The sequence below is a fragment of the Kitasatospora sp. NPDC059803 genome, from assembly GCF_042732255.1.
In the GTDB taxonomy this organism is placed as follows: domain Bacteria; phylum Actinomycetota; class Actinomycetes; order Streptomycetales; family Streptomycetaceae; genus Kitasatospora.
In genome coordinates this window covers 25,099-42,299 of record NZ_JBHWIJ010000007.1, presented here as the reverse complement: position 1 = coordinate 42,299, position 17,201 = coordinate 25,099, and the positions used below count along the sequence as shown (strand labels likewise).

8 protein-coding genes are annotated in these 17,201 nt (G+C 74.6%); 3 read left to right on the top strand and 5 right to left on the bottom strand.

Going from position 1 to position 17,201, the window contains the following annotated elements:
• Positions 1 to 20: 20 nt before the first annotated feature.
• From ACFV6I_RS02250 to ACFV6I_RS02230, 5 genes are all read right to left on the bottom strand, one after another.
• On the bottom strand, positions 21 to 1,625 hold the full coding sequence (locus ACFV6I_RS02250) for an ABC transporter permease (protein WP_380423304.1): 1,605 nt from the start codon (positions 1,623 to 1,625) through the stop codon (positions 21 to 23).
• A complete protein-coding gene (locus ACFV6I_RS02245; protein WP_063348709.1) occupies positions 1,625 to 2,521 on the bottom strand; it encodes an ABC transporter ATP-binding protein in 897 nt (298 codons plus the stop codon). Before ACFV6I_RS02245 ends, ACFV6I_RS02250 begins: the two co-directional genes overlap by 1 nt.
• Positions 2,522 to 2,524: 3 nt before the next feature.
• Positions 2,525 to 3,289, bottom strand: coding sequence for a DUF4097 family beta strand repeat-containing protein (locus tag ACFV6I_RS02240; protein WP_159398483.1), 765 nt, complete (start codon positions 3,287 to 3,289; stop codon positions 2,525 to 2,527).
• Between the two features lie 264 nt (positions 3,290 to 3,553).
• Entirely contained in the window at positions 3,554 to 4,516 is a 963-nt protein-coding gene (locus ACFV6I_RS02235; protein ID WP_380423303.1) for a TauD/TfdA family dioxygenase, read from the bottom strand.
• 43 nt (positions 4,517 to 4,559) lie between these two features.
• The gene (locus ACFV6I_RS02230) at positions 4,560 to 4,757 is read right to left on the bottom strand and encodes an MbtH family protein (RefSeq protein ID WP_063348711.1); all 198 of its coding nucleotides are present in this window, start codon (positions 4,755 to 4,757) and stop codon (positions 4,560 to 4,562) included.
• A 254-nt stretch (positions 4,758 to 5,011) separates the two neighbouring features.
• Here ACFV6I_RS02230 and ACFV6I_RS02225 point away from each other — a divergent pair, with 254 nt between their 5' ends.
• The 3 genes from ACFV6I_RS02225 (at position 5,012) to ACFV6I_RS02215 (ending at position 17,196) form a co-directional block, all read left to right on the top strand.
• Positions 5,012 to 6,019, top strand: a complete 1,008-nt coding sequence (locus ACFV6I_RS02225; protein WP_380423302.1) for an SAM-dependent methyltransferase — start codon at positions 5,012 to 5,014, stop codon at positions 6,017 to 6,019.
• Positions 6,020 to 6,029: 10 nt separating this feature from the next.
• Positions 6,030 to 7,403 (top strand): serine hydrolase domain-containing protein, encoded by a 1,374-nt coding sequence (locus ACFV6I_RS02220; RefSeq protein WP_380423301.1) that lies wholly within the window; start codon positions 6,030 to 6,032, stop codon positions 7,401 to 7,403.
• A gap of 124 nt (positions 7,404 to 7,527) precedes the next feature.
• Positions 7,528 to 17,196, top strand: coding sequence for an amino acid adenylation domain-containing protein (locus ACFV6I_RS02215; protein WP_380423300.1), 9,669 nt, complete (start codon positions 7,528 to 7,530; stop codon positions 17,194 to 17,196).
• Positions 17,197 to 17,201: the final 5 nt, after the last annotated feature.

Genomic DNA, 17,201 nt, shown 5'->3' with positions numbered 1-17,201 from the left:
CTGTCTCGGAGGGCGGTGGTTCAGCGGTTGGCGCGCCGTACGGAGTCCACGCCGAGGGCCAGGGCGGCCAGTAGCGCCGCGGCGGCGGCCACCGCGGCCGTGCCCGGGCCCTTGCCCTCCGCCACGCCGAGGAAGTCGACCTCGGGGATGCGGTTGAACATCGCGTACCAGAGCAGCGGGTAGAGCGCCTGGAACAGCCGGGGACCGCGGCTGACGATCCCGCAGAGCATCGCCAGGGCGGGCACCACCAGAGCGCCGACCAGGGCGGCGACCGCCGCGTCGGTGTCGCCGGAGGCGATCAGCCGGACGATCGGCACCGCGGTGACGGCCAGCGCCACGGCGATCCCGGCGAGCAGTCCTGCCAGCAGCCGGCGGCCCGCGGCCGGGCAGGCGGCGAGCAGGTCGTCGATGCTCCCGGCGCCGGCGTGGTTGCCCATCCGGGACCAGATGAGCACCGGCCAGAGCACGGTGAGCGGCAGCACCGGGTGGAGGACGTTCCCGCTCGGGACGAACGCGGCGAGCACGGCCAGGGCCAGCGTGCCCAGCCACCACCAGCGCATGCCCTGGAGCAGGATGCGCACCTCGCCGACCAGTGTGGGTAGGAAGGACGAGCCCGTCCGGGGCGGCGTCAACAGGGACGGGTCGAGGCCGAAGGAGGTGCCCGCGCCGGCGGCCGGCTCCTCGGCGTGGTCCGCGTGCTCGGCACCGGTCCGGTCGGCCGCGCCCTTGGCGCCCGGGACCAGCGCGCCGACCGCGCCGATGGCGGCGGACGGGTCGAAGCGGCGGAACCAGAGCACCGACAGCAGCGCGGCCACCAGCGAACCGGCCACCAGCAGCGCGGCGTTGGCCAGCAGACCGCCGCCCAGGTTGCCGAGACCGAGGCCCTGCCAGTCGAAGGTGACCGGGGTCTTGTCGTCGGAGGTGAGGCCGACGCCGAAGCGCACCGCCTCGGCCGGGTGCCCGGCCGCCGAGATCGCCTGGCGCATCGACTCGCTGATCCGTTCCATGCTCAGCAGGTCGTACGCGCCGGAGGCCTGGGAGGCCATGATGCCGACCAGCCAGACCACGAACCAGATCAGCGCGCCGATGCCGCCGCGCAGGCCCGGCAGGGTGTCGAAGAGCACCGCGCAGGCGGCGACGAGGGCCAGCAGCGGGAGCGTGATCAGGACGAAGGGCAGCAGCAGGCGCACGACGTCGACGTGGTACGACTCGCCCTTGACCAGCTGCACGCCGAACGCGGTCACCGCGAGGGCGAGCAGCATCGAGCCGAGCACCAGCAGGTTGCTGCAGAACTTGCCGAACAGGTACGAGGGCCGGGTCATCGGCGTGGCCGCGAGGATCTGGCCGACGCCGTTGCGCTCGTCCTTGGGGACGGTGCCGCGGGTGATGTTGAAGCCGGCCAGCGCCAGCCAGACGGCGCCGCCGAGCGCGGTGACGGTGCCGACGTAGCCGCTGGTGTACAGGCCCCGGTAGCCGCTGATCTGGAAGACCTGCCAGGTCGAGGAGCCGACCGGGGCGGCCAGCAGGCCCAGGGCGAGCGTGCCGAGCAGGACCACCAGGTAGGCGGGGCGGCGTCGGCGCTCCCGGAAGTCGGCGAGGGCGAGCGCGGTGACGGTGCCCGCCATCAGCGCACCACCGCCTGCGGGGCGGCCGGAGCCGGGGCGGAGGTCAGCAGCAGGTAGGCGTCGTCGAGCCGCGGCGGGACCGGCTCGGCGTGCTGGGCGGGCGCGTGCGGGGAGATCACCCGGGCGCGGACGCCCTGCGGGGTGCGCGTGGTGCCGCCGAGGACGAAGCGCGAGCGCAGGGCCGGGATCTGGTCGGAGGCCACGGTGAGCTCCCAGATCGAGCCCTCGGCGAGCCGCAGGAGCTCCTCCGGGGTGCCGTGGTGGATCAGCCGGCCCTTGCCCATGATGGCGATCCGGTCGGCGGTGGCCGCCACGTCGGAGACGATGTGGGTGGAGAGGATCACGATCCGCTCGGAGCCGAGGCCGGTGAGCAGGTTGCTGAACCGCATCCGCTCCTCCGGGTCGAGGCCGACGGTCGGCTCGTCGACGATCAGTAGCTGGGGGTCGTTGAGCAGCGCCTGGGCGATGCCGACCCGCTGGCGCATGCCGCCGGACATCGAGCCGAGCCGCTGCTTGGCGGCTCCGGAGAGGTTGACCAGGTCGAGCAGCTCGGTGATCCGGGCGTTCGCGGAACGGCCCTGCAGCCCCTTGGCCGAGGCCAGGTAGGAGAGGAACTCGCGGGCGGTCAGCTGCGGGTAGACGCCGAAGTCCTGTGGCAGGTAGCCGATGGTGCGGCGCAGCGGGCCGGGGTTCTCGGCGATGTCGGTGCCGTTCCAGAACACCTGGCCGGAGGTCGGCTTGGTGACGGTGGCCAGGATCCGCATCAGGCTGGACTTGCCGGCGCCGTTGGAGCCGAGCAGGCCGAGCACGCCGGGGCGCAGGGTCAACGAGAAGGAGTCCACCGCGCGCTTGCCGCCGCGGTACTCCTTGGTCAGGTCGGTGATCTGGAGTTCCATCGCTCAGTCTTTCGTGTTGACGCGGACGACGCCGACCTTGGAGGCGACGGTGATGGCGTGGGCGGAGTTCGGGTCCTCGCCGACCTCCACGTGGGGGTTGGACGAGCCGGCCTTGGCCTCGACGTGGTAGCGGGTGCCGTCCTCGGGGACCCGCACGGTGATGCTGCCGGTGTCGGACTCGGCCTTGACCCTGTCGGGCGCCTTGACGAAGGTCAGCTTCACGCTGCCGTTCTCGTTGGCGACGTCCACGTCGGTGGAGGAGAGGCCGCTCGCGTCGACCTTGCCCTTGTCGGTGCGGACGGTGAGCGGCGCGGCGAGGCCGTCGAGGTCCACCGAGCCCTGCTCGGTCTTCACGTCGAGCTTGCCGTCGACGCCCTTGGCGGTGACGCCGGCCGATCCGCTGCCCTGGACGGTCACGGCCACGCCCTTGGGGACGTGCACGGTGTACTGGGCCTTGCAGTTGAGGACGATGCCGCTGCACTTGCCGGACAGCTTGAGGGTCTCGCCCTCCAGCGTCCAGGCGGCGTTGCCGTCCTTCGCGGCCTGGCCGGCGAGCCTGCGGTCGGCCCTGAGGGTGGTGCCGTCGGCGGGCACCAGGGTCACATCCTTGTCGGTGTCCACGGTGAGGTGCGTGCCCTGGAAGCCGAAGTCCTTGGAATCGTTGCGGGGTTGGGCGTCCAGGTCGTCGCTCACACCGCAGCCCGTGAGTGCGATGGCCAGCGCGGAGATCGGGGCCACCCAGGCCAGCTTGGCGGTCGACATTTTCATACCCGTCATGCTCCCGGCGGGGCCGGGGCGGCAACATCCGCCTTTCGGGAGAGATCGGCGGGGCGCCTCGTCCCTTTGGCCGAGGACGTGCTCTCGTTCTTTCGGCCGGGGCGGCACGGGTGAACGGACTCGGGTGGACCGGGGGTTCACTATACGAATTCCTCGGGGAAAGAGCGCCCGCCCGGCACGGGCCGATGAAGGCCGTGCCGGGCGGGCGGGGAAGGGGTGTTCGGAAGCGGTTGTCGCGGGCCGCCGGCTCCGGCCTCAGATCAGCACGGTCCGCTTTCCGGTGACGGCGCTGATTCGCCGGGCGTCGCGGGTGAGATTGACCCGCTTGAGCCAGCGGTCGGTGCCGTCGAAGCGGCAGCGGAAGGACTCCCGGCCGTGCACCACCCGGAAGTTGTCGACGAAGACCAGGTCGCCGGGGGCGAGCGAGATCCGCTCCACGTGCTTGCCGAGGACGGCCTGGACGGTCTCCACGGCTTCGGCGGCCGCGTCGTCGCCGGGCAGCGGGCGCATGAAGTCGATGTCGAAGCGCAGGTAGGGGGTGTTCGGGGGGCCGAACAGCACGGCGCCGAGCTGCGAGCCGTCGCCGGCGCTGTCGGGCAGCGAGCCGAGGTTGTGGGAGTCGTCCGGGAGGAACAGGAAGCGCTCCTGGAACAGCACCTCGCGGACGTCCTGAGGTAGGTCGAGCGCCTCGGCGCGGACGTAGGTGGTGCCCACCTGGGTGGGGTTGCGCAGGCACAGCAGGGCCACGTAGTCGCTGCGGCAGGGGTGGAAGACGTCCTCGGTGTGGAAGTTGAGCTCCCTGGTGCTGCTGGCGCTGGTCAGCGAGTTGTCGTCCTCGGGGGTGGGGCAGACGTCGTGGACCAGCCGGCCGGCCTGCTGGCTGGTCCAGCCGAACGGCTCGGCGAGTCCGGCGCCGACCAGGGCCAGCACGCCCTCCTCGTGCCAGCCCGCGCCGAGCTTGGCGGCCGGCTCCCAGCCGAGCGGGGTGGGCTCCAGATCGGCCCGGACCGGCAGGTTGGAGACCACGGTGATGGCCTCCCCGCCGGTCCGCGTCGCGGCGAGGAAGGTCCGCAGCCGCTCGGGCAGCCGCTGGGCGGCGCCGGTGGCGGCCGCGGACATCCGCGAGGGGTCCTGGTCGCCGTTCAGCGACTCCAGGAATTCATCGGCGAGAACCGCGATCTCGTCGCGCTCTTCATCGTGCAACCGCAGCGTGGACACCGCTTTCCTTTCTTTCGCGTCGGTGCGCCCTGGGGATTTCCGGTCAGGACGCGATGGAGCGTGGGCGGAGGTCGTTCCAGTTGCTCTCGACGTAATTCAGACATTCCTCCCTGGAGTCGGGTCCGTACGTCGACGACCAACCGTCTGGAACGTCGAGGAAATCCGGCCAGAGGCTGTGCTGGTTCGCCTGGTTGACCAAAACCCGGAAGGTGCCGTCGGCGTTCTCGAACGGGTTGCCCATTCGTCTCTCCCTGAACTGGTGGGGCTGGCACTGGCACCGCTCATGCTGGGAATCGGTTCGGCGTGCTGACAAGCTCGTTAAGCCAGGCCTTAAATCAGAAAACGGACCCTTCGGCTTCGCTTCGCCGAATGCCTGTGGCGGGCCGGTATATCGTGCTGACCTGCGGTTATCGTGCCCTGCTTAAGGAGCTGGAGCCTGCTGTTGGTTCCGGTCGAAACTGATGGCACCTGCCGGAAACCGAACAGGAGGCATCCATGTCGATCACTGAAGTGGCGATACCCGGGGCAAAACTGACATCGGCCGACATCTACAACTCGGCGGTGGCATCCTGGGCAATTGCCGCAGCCTGGGAGGTGGGCGCGCTCGACGAACTGGACGGCGCCGCCTCTCTGGATGCGGAGGAACTGGCGGAAAAGCTCGGGCTGGACCCGGTCGCGTCCCGCGGGATGTTCCAGGCGCTCGCCTCGGTCGGGGTCGTCACCCGCGATGGCGGCACCGTCAGCCCCGGCCCGATCTTCGACGAGGTGAACACCTACCGGTCGTACTTCCACTGGCTCAGCCGGGGCTGCTCCGGTCTTTATACCGAAATGCCCTCGGTGCTCCGAAAAGAGAACCGGGTCGGTTCCTTCCACCACCGTGACGGCGCGGCCATCGGCTACGCCTGCCGCGAGCTGTCCTCGTTCTCGTTCGACCCGGCGTTCTGGGCCGCGATGGATCGGCTGCCGTTCGACTTCAAGGTCGCCGCCGACCTCGGCTGCGGCAGCGGCGAGCGGCTCATCCAGCTCGCCAACCGCTACCCCGGCACCCGCGGGCTCGGCCTCGACATCGGCCTCCCGGCCGTCGAGATGACCACCCGTGAGGTGGCCAGGGCCGGCCTGTCCGACCGCATCACCGCTCTCCAGGCGGACGCCCGCGACCTGGCCCCGCACCCCGTCTTCGCGGAGGTCGAGCTGCTCACCTGCTTCATGATGGGCCACGACTTCTGGCCCCGCGAGAACGCCGTCAAGTCGATGCGCACCCTGCGCGAGCGGTTCCCCAACGTGCGCCGCTTCCTGCTGGGCGACACCACCCGCACGGTCGGCTACCCGGACCTCGGGATCCCGCTGTTCAACCTCGGCTTCGAGTCCGCCCACGACCTGATGGGGGTGTACGTGCCCACCCTGGACGAGTGGTACGGGGTCTTCGAGGAGACCGGCTGGAAGCTGGCCGGCGAGCAGCGGATCGAGTCGCCCGCCGCCTCCGTCGTCTTCGAGTTGGAGTGACCCCGACACCATGACGACCACCTCGGCAACCCCCACCAGGAGCGTCGACCCGGCCAGCGCCGGCGGGCTCGGCCGGCTGCTGCATCGACTGATCCGCCGGCACACCGTCCCCGGAGCCCAACTCGCCATCCTGCACCGGGGCGTGACCTCGGTGGTGGTGGCCGGGGAGGAGCGCCACGACAGCGGCCGGCCGGTCGTCGCGGAGTCCCGGTTCCCGGTCGGCTCGCTCACCAAGCCGTTCACCGCCGCGCTGCTGACGACCCTGGCGGGTGAGGGCGAGGTGGACCAGGACGCCCCGCTCGGCGAGCAGTTCCGCGAGTTCGCGGCGCTGCCCGGGGCGCTCGGAAGCGAACTGACGCTGCGGCACCTGCTCACCCACACCGGCGGACTGCCCGGGAGTCACCCCGCCGAGCAACCGCCGGCCGACCGCGACCAGTACCTCAGGGAGGCCGCGGCGACCGTGGTCTGCCCGCCGGGCACGGCCTTCTCCTACTCCAACGTCGGGCTGGTGGCGGCCGGCCGAGTCGCCGAACTGGCCCTCGGCATGCCGTGGGAGGAGGCCGTCACCTCGGTCCTGCTGCGTCCGCTCGGCATTCGAGCGGCCTTCGTCACCGGTTCGGGCGCCGCCGCCGGGCACGTCCCCGGGCACGCCGCGCAGCCGGCGTACGGTACCGCCCGCCCGGTGGCCCAGCTGCTGCCGTCGGTGGAGGCGCCGGCCGGCGCGCTCGCGCTCGCCGCCGCGGACCTGCTGCGGTTCGGCACCCTGCTCGCGGACGAACCGGTGCGCCCGCGCGGGCCGCTGCTGCCGCCGCCCCGGGTCACCGAGGCGATGCGCCGGATCGAGCCGAACACCGACGCGTTCGGCCTGGCCGACGCCTGGGGCCTCGGCCTCGCGCACCACCTGGCCCCGGACGGCCGGACCTGGGTCGGTCACGACGGCACCGGCGACGGCACCTCCTGCCACCTGCGGGTCGACCCGCAGGAGGGCACGGTCGTCGCGCTGACCACCAACGCGGGCACCGGACTCGCGCTCTGGGACGACCTGCTGGCCGAACTGGGCGAGGCCGGGATCGAGGTCGGCAGTCACCCGTTCACCCGGCTGCGCGGCGACGCGCCGCCGGCCCCCGAGCACCTCCTCGCCGACTGCGCGGGGACCTACCGCAACGGCGCCACCGAGTACCGCCTGGTCCGTGACCCGGACGGCCTGCGGCTCGACCAGGGAGGCCGACCGTTCGCCCGGCTCGCCGTCCGGTCGGACCTGGCGTTCTCGGTCGTCGAGCTGACCACCGAGCGGACCGGCTACACCGGCCGCTTCCACCGGGACCCGGACACCGGGCGGATCGACCGCATGCAGGTCGGCGGGCGCCTGGCGGCCCGGTGGTGAGCGGCGGTACACGGCAGTAACCAGCGTGTTCCGGACTCCCGCGACCCGCGGGAGTCCGAAGCCGTCGTCGGACCGGACGGCCGGCTGAACGGGCAGAGCAGACCGAAGGGCAGGAGACACAACCATGTCGCACGAGGCGGCTTCCCCGGACGCACGGCTCATCACTGGCACCGACCCGGCGTCGGCGGAGGCGGCAGGGTGGCACGCGGGACCGCCGGCGCCCGCCGCCGGCACCCTGCCCGAGCTGCTGCGCCGGCAGGTCGAGCGGGCCCCGAGGGCGCCCGCCCTGGTGTCCGGGGCCGGCACCCTCTCGTACGCCGAGCTGGACAGCCGGACCAACCGGCTGGCGCACCTGCTGATCGACCGGGGCGTCGGCCCCGGCAGCATCGTGGCGCTCGGCATGGCCCGCGGCGCGGATCTCGTGCTGGCGGCCATCGCCACCACCAAGGCCGGTGCCGCCTACCTGCCGGTCGATCCGGCCTACCCGGCCGAGCGGGTCGCCTACGTCCTCGCCGACGCCTCGCCGCGGCTGCTGCTCACCAACGGCGCCGGTTCGGTCCGGGCCGCCGACGGCCCGCCGGCCGTGCTGGACCTCGCCGACCCGGCCGTCGCCGAGGCGCTGGCGGGCTGCCCGGACACCGACCCGGCCGCGGCCGGGAAGGTCGGGCCGGGACACCCACTGGACGCCGCGTACGTCATCTACACCTCCGGGTCCACCGGGCGCCCCAAGGGCGTGGCCGTGCCCCACCACGGCCTCGCCGCCCTCACCGCCCAGCACGTCGCCCAGCTGGCGGCCGGCCCCGGTTCCCGGGTGCTGCAGTTCGCCAGCCCCAGTTTCGACGCCTCGGTGTTCGAACTCTCCATGGCGCTGCTCACCGGCGGCACGCTGGTCCTGGCCGACGCCGCGCGGCTGGTACCCGGTCCGGCCTTCGGCGACCTGCTGGCCGAACTGCGGATCACCCACGTCACCCTGCCGCCGGCGGTGCTCGCCACCCTGCCGGACGGGGCGGTCCCGGCCGGCGTCACCGTCGTCACGGCCGGCGAGGCCTGCTCCGCCGCGGTCGCGGCCCGCTGGGCGCCCGGCCGGCTGATGGTCAACGGGTACGGGCCGACCGAGTCCACCGTCTGCGCCACCATGAGCGACCCGATCCCCGGGGACGGCACCGCCCCCGACATCGGACGCCCGGTGACCGGCACCCGGGTGCACGTTCTCGACGAGCGGCTGCGGCCGGTCGCCCCCGGCGCCGTCGGCGAGCTGTACGTGGCCGGAGACGGGCTGGCGCTCGGCTACCTGGGCCGCCCCGGTCTGACCGCCGAGCGCTTCGTCGCCGACCCGTACGGACCGGCCGGCGGCCGCCTCTACCGCACCGGCGACCTCGCCGAGTGGACCGCGGACCGCGTGCTGCGCTACCGCGGCCGGACCGACGACCAGGTCAAGATCCGGGGCTTCCGGGTCGAGCTGGGCGAGGTCGAGGCCGCCGTGCTGACCCACCCGGCCGTCGCCGAGGCCGCCGCCGGAGCACCCGAGGACGAGCGCGGCCACCGCCGACTGGTCGTCCACGTCCGCGCGGAGGCGGGCCTGGCCGCGCCCACCCGGGCCGAGCTCGCCGCACACCTGCGCCGCACCCTGCCCGAGCACCTGCTGCCCTCCGCGGTGGTCCCGGTCGGGCACTTCCCGCTCAACCCCTCCGGAAAGGTGGACCGCGCCAAGCTGCCCGCGCCGGATCGGACCGGCCGCGGGGTCGCCCACGTGCCGGCGGACGGCCCGGTCGAGGAGGCTGTGGTCCGGATCTGGGAGGAGGCCCTCGGCACCACCGGTGTCGGGACCACCGACGACTTCTTCGACCTCGGCGGCGACTCGCTGCTGGGCGCCCGCGTCCTGGCCCGGCTGAAGGCGGAGTTCGGCACCGCGCCGAGTCTGCGCGAGCTGTTCGCCGCGCCGACCGTGGGCGCGGTCGCCGCCCTGGTCGGACCGGCCGGGCACACCCCCGCCCCGGTCCGGGCCGTCGCGCGCGACGGCGCGCCGGGTGGCCACGGCGACACCGTGCCGATGTCCTTCGCCCAGGAGAGCCTCTGGTTCCTCCACGATGCCGCCCCGGCCCTGGCCGGGTACGGCGCCGCAGTCGGCATCGAGCTGACCGGCGAACTGGACGACGAGGCGCTGCGCGCCGCCTTGGGCGCGGTGCTCGCCCGGCACGAGGTGCTCCGCACCACCTTCCGGGCCGGCGAGCACGGCGGCGTGCAGGTGGTGCACGAGCCCGGCGAGCCCGCGCTCGACGTGGTCGACCTCACCGCGCTGTCGGCCGGGAAGGCGGCGGACGAGCACGAGCGACTGCTCGCCGAGGCGACGGCCCGTCCGTTCGACCTGGTGGCCGGGCCGCTGCTGCGCACCCTGCTGATCCATCTGCCCGGGCAGCGGCACGTGCTGGTGCTGGACCAGCACCACATCGTCACCGACGGCTGGTCCACCCGCGCCCTGCTCCGGGAGCTCTTCGAGCTCTACGGCCGGGCCGTGCGCGGGCCGCTCGGCCCGGTGGCGCCGGCGCCCGACCAGTTCGCCCGCCACGCCGCCGACCAGCGCGACCGGGCCCGGGCCGGCGCTTGGGACGCCGACATCGCGTACTGGCGCGAGCGGCTCGCCGACCTGCCGCCGCTCGACCTGCCCGCTGACCGGCCGCGCTCGGCGGCCCGCCCCGGCGCCGGCGCCCTGCACCGGTTCCGCGTCCCGGCCGAGCTGGCCGCCGGGCTGCGCGCCCTGTCCCGGGCCCGTCGGGCCACCGTCTTCATGACGCTGACCGCCGCCGTGCACGTCCTGCTGGCCCGGCACAGCGGCCAGCGCGACTTCGCCCTCGGCATCGCCACCGCCGGCCGTCGTGACGGCGTGGACGACGACACCCAGGGCTTCTTCGCCAACCTGGTGCCGTTGCGCACCGCGCTCGACCCCGCCCGGCCGTTCGGTGAACTCGTCGACGCCGTGAGGGAGTCCACCCTGGTTGCGGTCGAGCACGGCGAGGTGCCGTTCGACCGGCTGGTCGAGGCGCTGCGTCCGGTCCGCGAACCGGGCCGGATGCCGCTGGTGCAGACCGCCGTCACCTACCAGGAACCGCTGCTGCGCCCCGGGGCGGCGGCCGCCGGGCTCCACCTGGCCGAGGCCGAACTCCCGCGATCCTCCTCGCGGTTCGACCTGCTCTTCGAGTTCTGGAACCACGGCGACACGCTCGGCGCCGGCATCGAGTACAGCACCGACCTGTTCACCGCTGCCACGGTCGCCCGGCTGGCGGACCACCTGCTCGGCCTGCTCCGGTCGGCCGTCGCCGACGCCGGCGCGCCCGCCGGGGAGCTCGCCCTGGTCGGCGCGGAGGACGCCGGGGCCCGGCGGGCCCGGGCCGACTGGCACGACACCGAGGTCACCTACCCGCGCGAGGCCCGGGTCCACGAGCTGTTCGAGCGCGTCGCCCGGCTCCGCCCGGAGGCCGTCGCCCTGGTGCACGAGGAGACCGTCGTCCGCTACGGCGAGCTCAACACCCAGGCCAACCGGCTGGCCCGCCGACTGGCAGCCGCCGGGGTCGGGCGCGGCACGCTCGTCCCGGTCTGCGCCCGGCGCTCGCCCGGGATGGTCGTCGGGCTGCTGGCGGTGCTCAAGGCCGGCGGCGCCTACGCGCTGCTCGACACCGGCCTGCCGGTCGAGCGGCTGCGGCTGATGATCGAGGACCTGGCCGCGCCGGTCGCGCTCGTCGGGGCCGACGCCGAGGCGACCGTCCGGGCGGCCTGGCCCGCCGCGGGCGACCCGGTCCTGCTGTCGCTCACCGACCCGGCCACCGACGCCGAGGACGGCTTTGACCCGGCCGTCCCGGGCAGCGCCGAGGACCCGGCGACGGTGATGTTCACCTCCGGCTCCACCGGTCGGCCCAAGGGCGTGCTGGCGGCCCACCGCGCCACCGTGCGCACCTTCGTCGGCACCGACTACGCCCGGTTCGGGCCGGACGAGGTGGTCCTGCAGACGGCGCCGATCTCCTGGGACGCGTTCTCCCTGGAGCTGTTCGGCGCGCTGCTGCACGGCGCCCGCTGCGTCCTCCAGCCGGCCCCCACGCCCGAGCCGGAGGCGATCGCCGAGCTCGTCGAGCGGCACGGCGTCACCACCCTGTGGCTGTCCTCCAGCCTGTTCAACGTGATGGTCGAGGAGTACCCGGGCATCTTCGGGACGCTCCGCCAGGTGCTGACCGGCGGCGAGGCGGTCTCGGTCGAGCACGTCGGCCGGGTGCTGCGCCGCCACCCCGGGCTGCGCCTGGTCAACGGCTACGGACCGGTGGAGTCCATGGTGTTCGCCACCACCCACCGGATCACCGAGCGGGACCTGGAGCGGGCCTCGGTGCCGATCGGCCGCCCGCTGGCCAACACCCGGGTCCACCTGCTGGACCAGGACGGACGGCCGGTGGCGGACGGCGTGCCCGGCGAGCTGTACCTGGCCGGCGACGGCCTGGCGATCGGCTACCTCGGCCGGCCCGAGCTGACCGCCGAGCGGTTCGGCCCCGCGGTCTTCGACCCGGCCGAGCGGCTCTACCGCACCGGCGACCTGGCCCGGATGCTGCCCGAGGGCGTGCTGGAGTTCCTCGGCCGGGCCGACGACCAGGTCAAGGTGCGCGGCTTCCGGATCGAGCCCGGCGAGATCGTCGCCGCCCTGCTGCGGCTGCCGGAGCTGGCCGACGCCGCCGTCCTGGCACTGCCGGACAGCGCGGGCTCCAAGCGCCTGGTCGGCTACCTGGTGCCCCGGGACGCCGAGCAGCGCCCGGACACCGCCGGGGTGCGCGCCGCACTGGCGGAGCACCTGCCCTCGTACATGGTGCCGTCCGCCTTCGTCACGCTGCCGGCGCTGCCGCTGAACGCCGCCGGGAAGCTCGACCGGGCCGCCCTGCCGGTGCCCGAGGCCGACGCCGGGCGGGCCTACCTGGCGCCGCGCGACGAGAAGGAGCGGCTGCTCGCGCAGACCTGGGCCCGGCTGCTCGGCGTGGAACAGGTCGGTGTCGAGGACAACTTCTTCGAGCTGGGCGGGGACTCCATCCTCACCATGCGGGTCGCCGCCCGGGCCCGCGCCGAGGGGCTCTCCCTGCGCTCCGGCGACGTGATGCGGCATCAGAGCGTCGCCGCGCTGGCCGCCGTGGCGGTCTGGGCCCGGGACGAGGCGCCCGCCGCCGAACAGGGCCCGGTCGAGGGCGAGCTGCCGCTCACCCCGATCCAGCGCTGGTTCCACGGCACCGACCCGGCCCGGCCCGGGCACTTCGACCAGACCGTCCGGGTCGAACTGGCCCCCGGAGTCGACCAGTCGGCCCTGGAGCGGGCGCTGCGCGCCCTGTTCGCGCAGCACGACGCGCTGCGGCTGCGCTTCACCGGGACCGTCGGCCACCACGCGCCCGGCCAGGTCGGCCCCCTGCTGCACGTCGTCGACCTGGCCGGCCTGCCGGTCGACGAGCAGGACCGCCGGATCGACGACGTGGCCGAGCGGGCCGAGGAGTTCGACCTCGCCGAGGGCCCGCTGTTCGGCGCCACCCTGCTGCGCGGCGACACCGAGCGGCCGGACGTGCTGGTGCTGGCGGCCCACCACCTGGTGGTCGACGGCGTCTCCTGGCGCATCCTGCTGGAGGACCTCGCCGACGCCTACCGGCAGGCCGCGGTCGGCCGGGAGGTGCGGCTCGGCGCCAAGACCACCTCGTTCCGGGCCTGGGCGCTCGACCTCGAAGCCCGCACCGCCGCCGGCGAGTTCGAGCCCGAGCGGGCGTACTGGGACGGCGTGCCGGACCGGGCGACGCCCCGGCTGCCGCGCGACCGGGCAGGTGCCAACACCGCGGCTTCGACCCGCACGCTGACCGTCCGGCTGACCGCCGCCGAGACGGACGCGGTGCTCCGGGAGCTCCCGGCCCGCTACCGGGGCGGCCCGGACGACGTCCTGCTGAGCGCGCTCGGCACCGCACTGGCCGCCTGGACCGGCCTGCCGAAGGTGCTGGTGGACCTGGAGGGCCACGGCCGGGCCGAGCGGGACGGCACCGACCTGTCCCGCACCGTCGGCTGGTTCACCGCCGTGTACCCCGTCGCCCTCGACCTGCCCGACCCGGCCGCCGGCTGGCCGGCCGTGCTCAAGTCCGTCAAGCAGCGGCTGCGGGACGTCCCCGGCGGTGGCCTCGGCCACGGCGCGCTGCGCGACGCGGCCGCCCACCGCACCGAGCGCGACCGCGCGCCCGAGGTGAGCTTCAACTACCTCGGCCGCTTCGAGGAACTGCCCGAGGGCGGCCCGTTCGAGGCGGGCACCCGGCCGCGGATGTGGCTGCGGCAGTCCCCGGAGTCGGTCCGTCCCCACCTGCTCGACGTCATCGCCGTCCTCGGCGACGGCGGCGCCCTGGAACTGCTCTGGCAGTACTCCGACCAGGTGCACGAGGAGGCCACCGTACGGCGCCTCGCCGAGGCCACCGCCGACGCGCTGCGCGCGCTGGCCGCGCACGCGGGCGAACCCGGAGCCGGCGGCCGGACCCCCTCGGACTTCCCGCTGCTGCGGCTGGACCAGGCCGCGGTGGACCGGCTGGCCGGTGACGGCCGAGCGGTGGTGGACCTCTACCCGCTCACCGCGATGCAGGCCGGCATGCTCTTCCACTCGTTGGAGGCCGCCGCCGAGACCGGCGGTCAGGACGCCTACTTCGCCCAGTTCGCCTTCGTGCTGGACGGCGTGGACCGCGTCGACCTGCTGGAACGCGCCTGGCGCAGCACCGTCGACCGAACCCCGGTGCTGCGCACCACGGTCGCCGACGCCGGGGCCGGCGGGTTCGTCCAGCGGGTGCTGCGGACCGTCCCCACCCCGCTGACCGTGCTGGACTGGAGCGGACTGGACGAGGCCGGGCGGGCCGAGGCGTTGGAGCGGCTCTTCGCCGCCGACCGCGCGCTCGGCGTGGACCTGGCCGGCGGCCCGCTCACCCGGCTCACCGCGGCCCGGCTGGACAGCGGCTCGCTCCACCTGCTGTGGACCTTCCACCACGCGCTGCTGGACGGCTGGAGCCTCTACCAGGTGCTCTCCGACCTGTTCGCCGAGTACGCGGCGCTGCGCGCCGGCCGGCCGTCCGCCGCCGTCGAGCGGCCGCCGTTCCGCGACTACGTGGCCTGGCAGCTCGCTCGGGACACCGACGAGGCGCAGCGGTACTTCACCGAGCGGCTGGCGAGCCTGACCACCGCCACCCCGCTGCCCTTCGACCGCAGGCCGACCGGCGAGCACCGGGTCAGGTCCTCCGCGCGGCTGCGGGTGGAACTGCCGGCCGAGCTGTCCGCCCGGGTCTACCGGGCCGCGCGGGACCGGCAGGTCACCGTGAACACGGTGGTCCAGGGCGCCTGGGCGCTGCTGCTGTCCCGGCTGTCCGGGCAGGGCGACGTCTGCTTCGGCGCGACCGTCTCCGGCCGCCCCCACGACCTCGACGGCGCGCCGGACATGGTCGGGCTGTTCATCGGCACCCTGCCGGTCCGCGCCCTCGCGGACCCGCAGGCCGAGCTCGGGCCCTGGCTGCGCGAGCTCCAGCAGGAGCAGGTGCGGGCCCGCGTGCACGAGCACCTGCCGCTCACCGCGATCCAGGCCCGCAGCGGGATCGCCGCCCCGGCCAGGCTCTTCGACAGCGTGCTGGTCTTCGAGAACTACCCGGTGGACGACGCCGCGCTCACCGTCGGCGGCCTCGCCCTGCGCGACGTGAGCGCCGACGCCGAGACCACCAACTACCCGGTGACGGTGGGCGTCTACCCGACCGAGCGGCTGACCTTCTCGTTCGCCTACGACCCCGCCCTGTTCGACGAGCGGACGGTGCGGACCTTCGCCGACCGGCTCGGTCTGCTGCTGGGCGGCATGGCCGAGCCGGAGCGGGACGCGCCGACCCGGCTGGTGGACCTGCCCTGGCTGACCGAGGACGAGCTGCGGCGGCACCTGACCGGCCACGACGACACCGCGGTCGCCGTGGACCGCACCACCGTGCCGGAGCGGATCGCCGCCCAGGCCCGGCGCACTCCCGCGGCGCTCGCGCTGACCGGCCCCGACGGCCGCCTCGACTACGCCGACCTGGCCGCGCGCTCCGACGCGCTGGCCGCCCGGCTGCGCGCCGCCGGGGTCGGCACCGAGGACGTGGTGGCCGTCGCCATGCGGCCCTCCGCGCTGCTGGTGGTGACCCTGCTCGCGGTGTGGAAGGCCGGCGCCGGGTACGTGCCGCTGGACCTCCAGCACCCGGCCCGGCGGCTCGGCGCCCTGCTCGCCGAGTGCGGTCCGGTGCGGCTGCTGGCGGACGCCGAGGGCGCAGCGGCCTTGGACGGCGAGGCGCCGGCCGGTTGCCCGGTCGACCTGGTGGACCTGGCGGGCCTGGCCGGCCCGTACGACCACACCGGGCTCGTCCGACCCGCCCCGGCGGACACCGCGTACGTGCTCTACACCTCCGGTTCGACCGGCACCCCCAAGGGCGTGGTCGTCGAGCACGCCTCGCTGGCGCACTACCTGGCCCACGCCGCCGACGCGTACCCGGGCCTGCGCACCTCGGCGCTGCTGCACTCCTCGATCGCCTTCGACCTCACCGTCACCGCGCTGTGGACCCCGCTCACCCTGGGCGGCACGGTCGTGGTGTCCCCGCTGGAGCCGGACGCGCTCGCCGAACTGGCCGCCGCCGGCACCGCGGTGGGCTTCGTCAAGGCGACGCCCAGCCACCTCCCGCTGCTGGAGCGCCTGCCCGACGTGGCGGCCGGCTCGGCCGACCTGGTGGTCGGCGGCGAGCAATTGCTCGGCGAGACCCTCGCCGGCTGGCGGGCCCGGCACCCCGGCAGCGCGGTGATCAACGAGTACGGGCCGACCGAGGCGACCGTGGGCTGCATCGTGTACCGGGCCGAGCCCGGGCAGCCGCTCGCCCCGGGCGCCGTCCCGATCGGCCGGCCGATCCGCAACACCCAGGCCTACCTGCTCGACGGCACGCTGCGCCCGGTGCCCGACGGCGTCACCGGCGAGCTGTACCTCGGCGGTGACGGCCTGGCCCGCGGTTACCGGGGCCGTCCGGCGCTGACCGCCGAGCGGTTCGTCGCCGCCCCGTTCGGTGCGCCCGGCGGACGGCTCTACCGCACCGGCGACCTGGCCCGGCGCCGCGCCGACGGCGTGATCGAGTACCTGGGCAGGGTCGACGATCAGGTGAAGGTGCGTGGCTTCCGGATCGAACTCGGTGAGGTGGAGAGTGCGTTGACCCGCCACCCGGGCGTCGCCGCGGCCGCTGCCACGGTCGCCGACGGGGTGCTCGGCGGGCACGTGGTGACCACCGGCGGCCCGGACGCGCCGGACGCGGCCGAGCTGCGCCGCTTCCTGGCCGGGCTGTTGCCCGAGCACATGGTCCCGGCGGGCTTCGCCTTCGTCCCGGCGCTGCCCCTCACCCCCAACGGCAAGGTCGACCGGGCGGCGCTCGGCCGACCCGCGGAACGGTCCACCGAGCCCGCCGAGCCCGCAGCACCGGAGCCGCAGGAGCCGCTGACGCCCACCGAGCAGGCCCTGGCGGGCATCTGGTCGGACGTCCTGGGGGTGGCGCAGGTCGGCCCGCACGACGACTTCATCGGCCTGGGCGGGGACTCCATCCGGAGCCTGGGCGTGATGGCGAGCGTCCGCAGGGCGTTCGGGATCTCCCTGTCGCCGCGGGAGGTCATGACCGCCCGGACCGTCTCCGAGCTGGCGGCGCTCATCGAGGACAAGGTCCTGGCGGACATCCTGGCCGCCGAGGGACTGGCGGACACCGGCACGAGCAGCGAGGCATGAGGAGC

Coding starts and splice junctions, on each gene's coding strand:
- ACFV6I_RS02215 (WP_380423300.1), top strand. CDS start 7,528: ATGTCGCACGAGGCGGCTTCCCCGGACGCACGGCTCATCACTGGCACC.
- ACFV6I_RS02220 (WP_380423301.1), top strand. CDS start 6,030: ATGACGACCACCTCGGCAACCCCCACCAGGAGCGTCGACCCGGCCAGC.
- ACFV6I_RS02240 (WP_159398483.1), bottom strand. CDS start 3,289: ATGAAAATGTCGACCGCCAAGCTGGCCTGGGTGGCCCCGATCTCCGCG.
- ACFV6I_RS02250 (WP_380423304.1), bottom strand. CDS start 1,625: ATGGCGGGCACCGTCACCGCGCTCGCCCTCGCCGACTTCCGGGAGCGC.
- ACFV6I_RS02230 (WP_063348711.1), bottom strand. CDS start 4,757: ATGGGCAACCCGTTCGAGAACGCCGACGGCACCTTCCGGGTTTTGGTC.
- ACFV6I_RS02225 (WP_380423302.1), top strand. CDS start 5,012: ATGTCGATCACTGAAGTGGCGATACCCGGGGCAAAACTGACATCGGCC.
- ACFV6I_RS02245 (WP_063348709.1), bottom strand. CDS start 2,521: ATGGAACTCCAGATCACCGACCTGACCAAGGAGTACCGCGGCGGCAAG.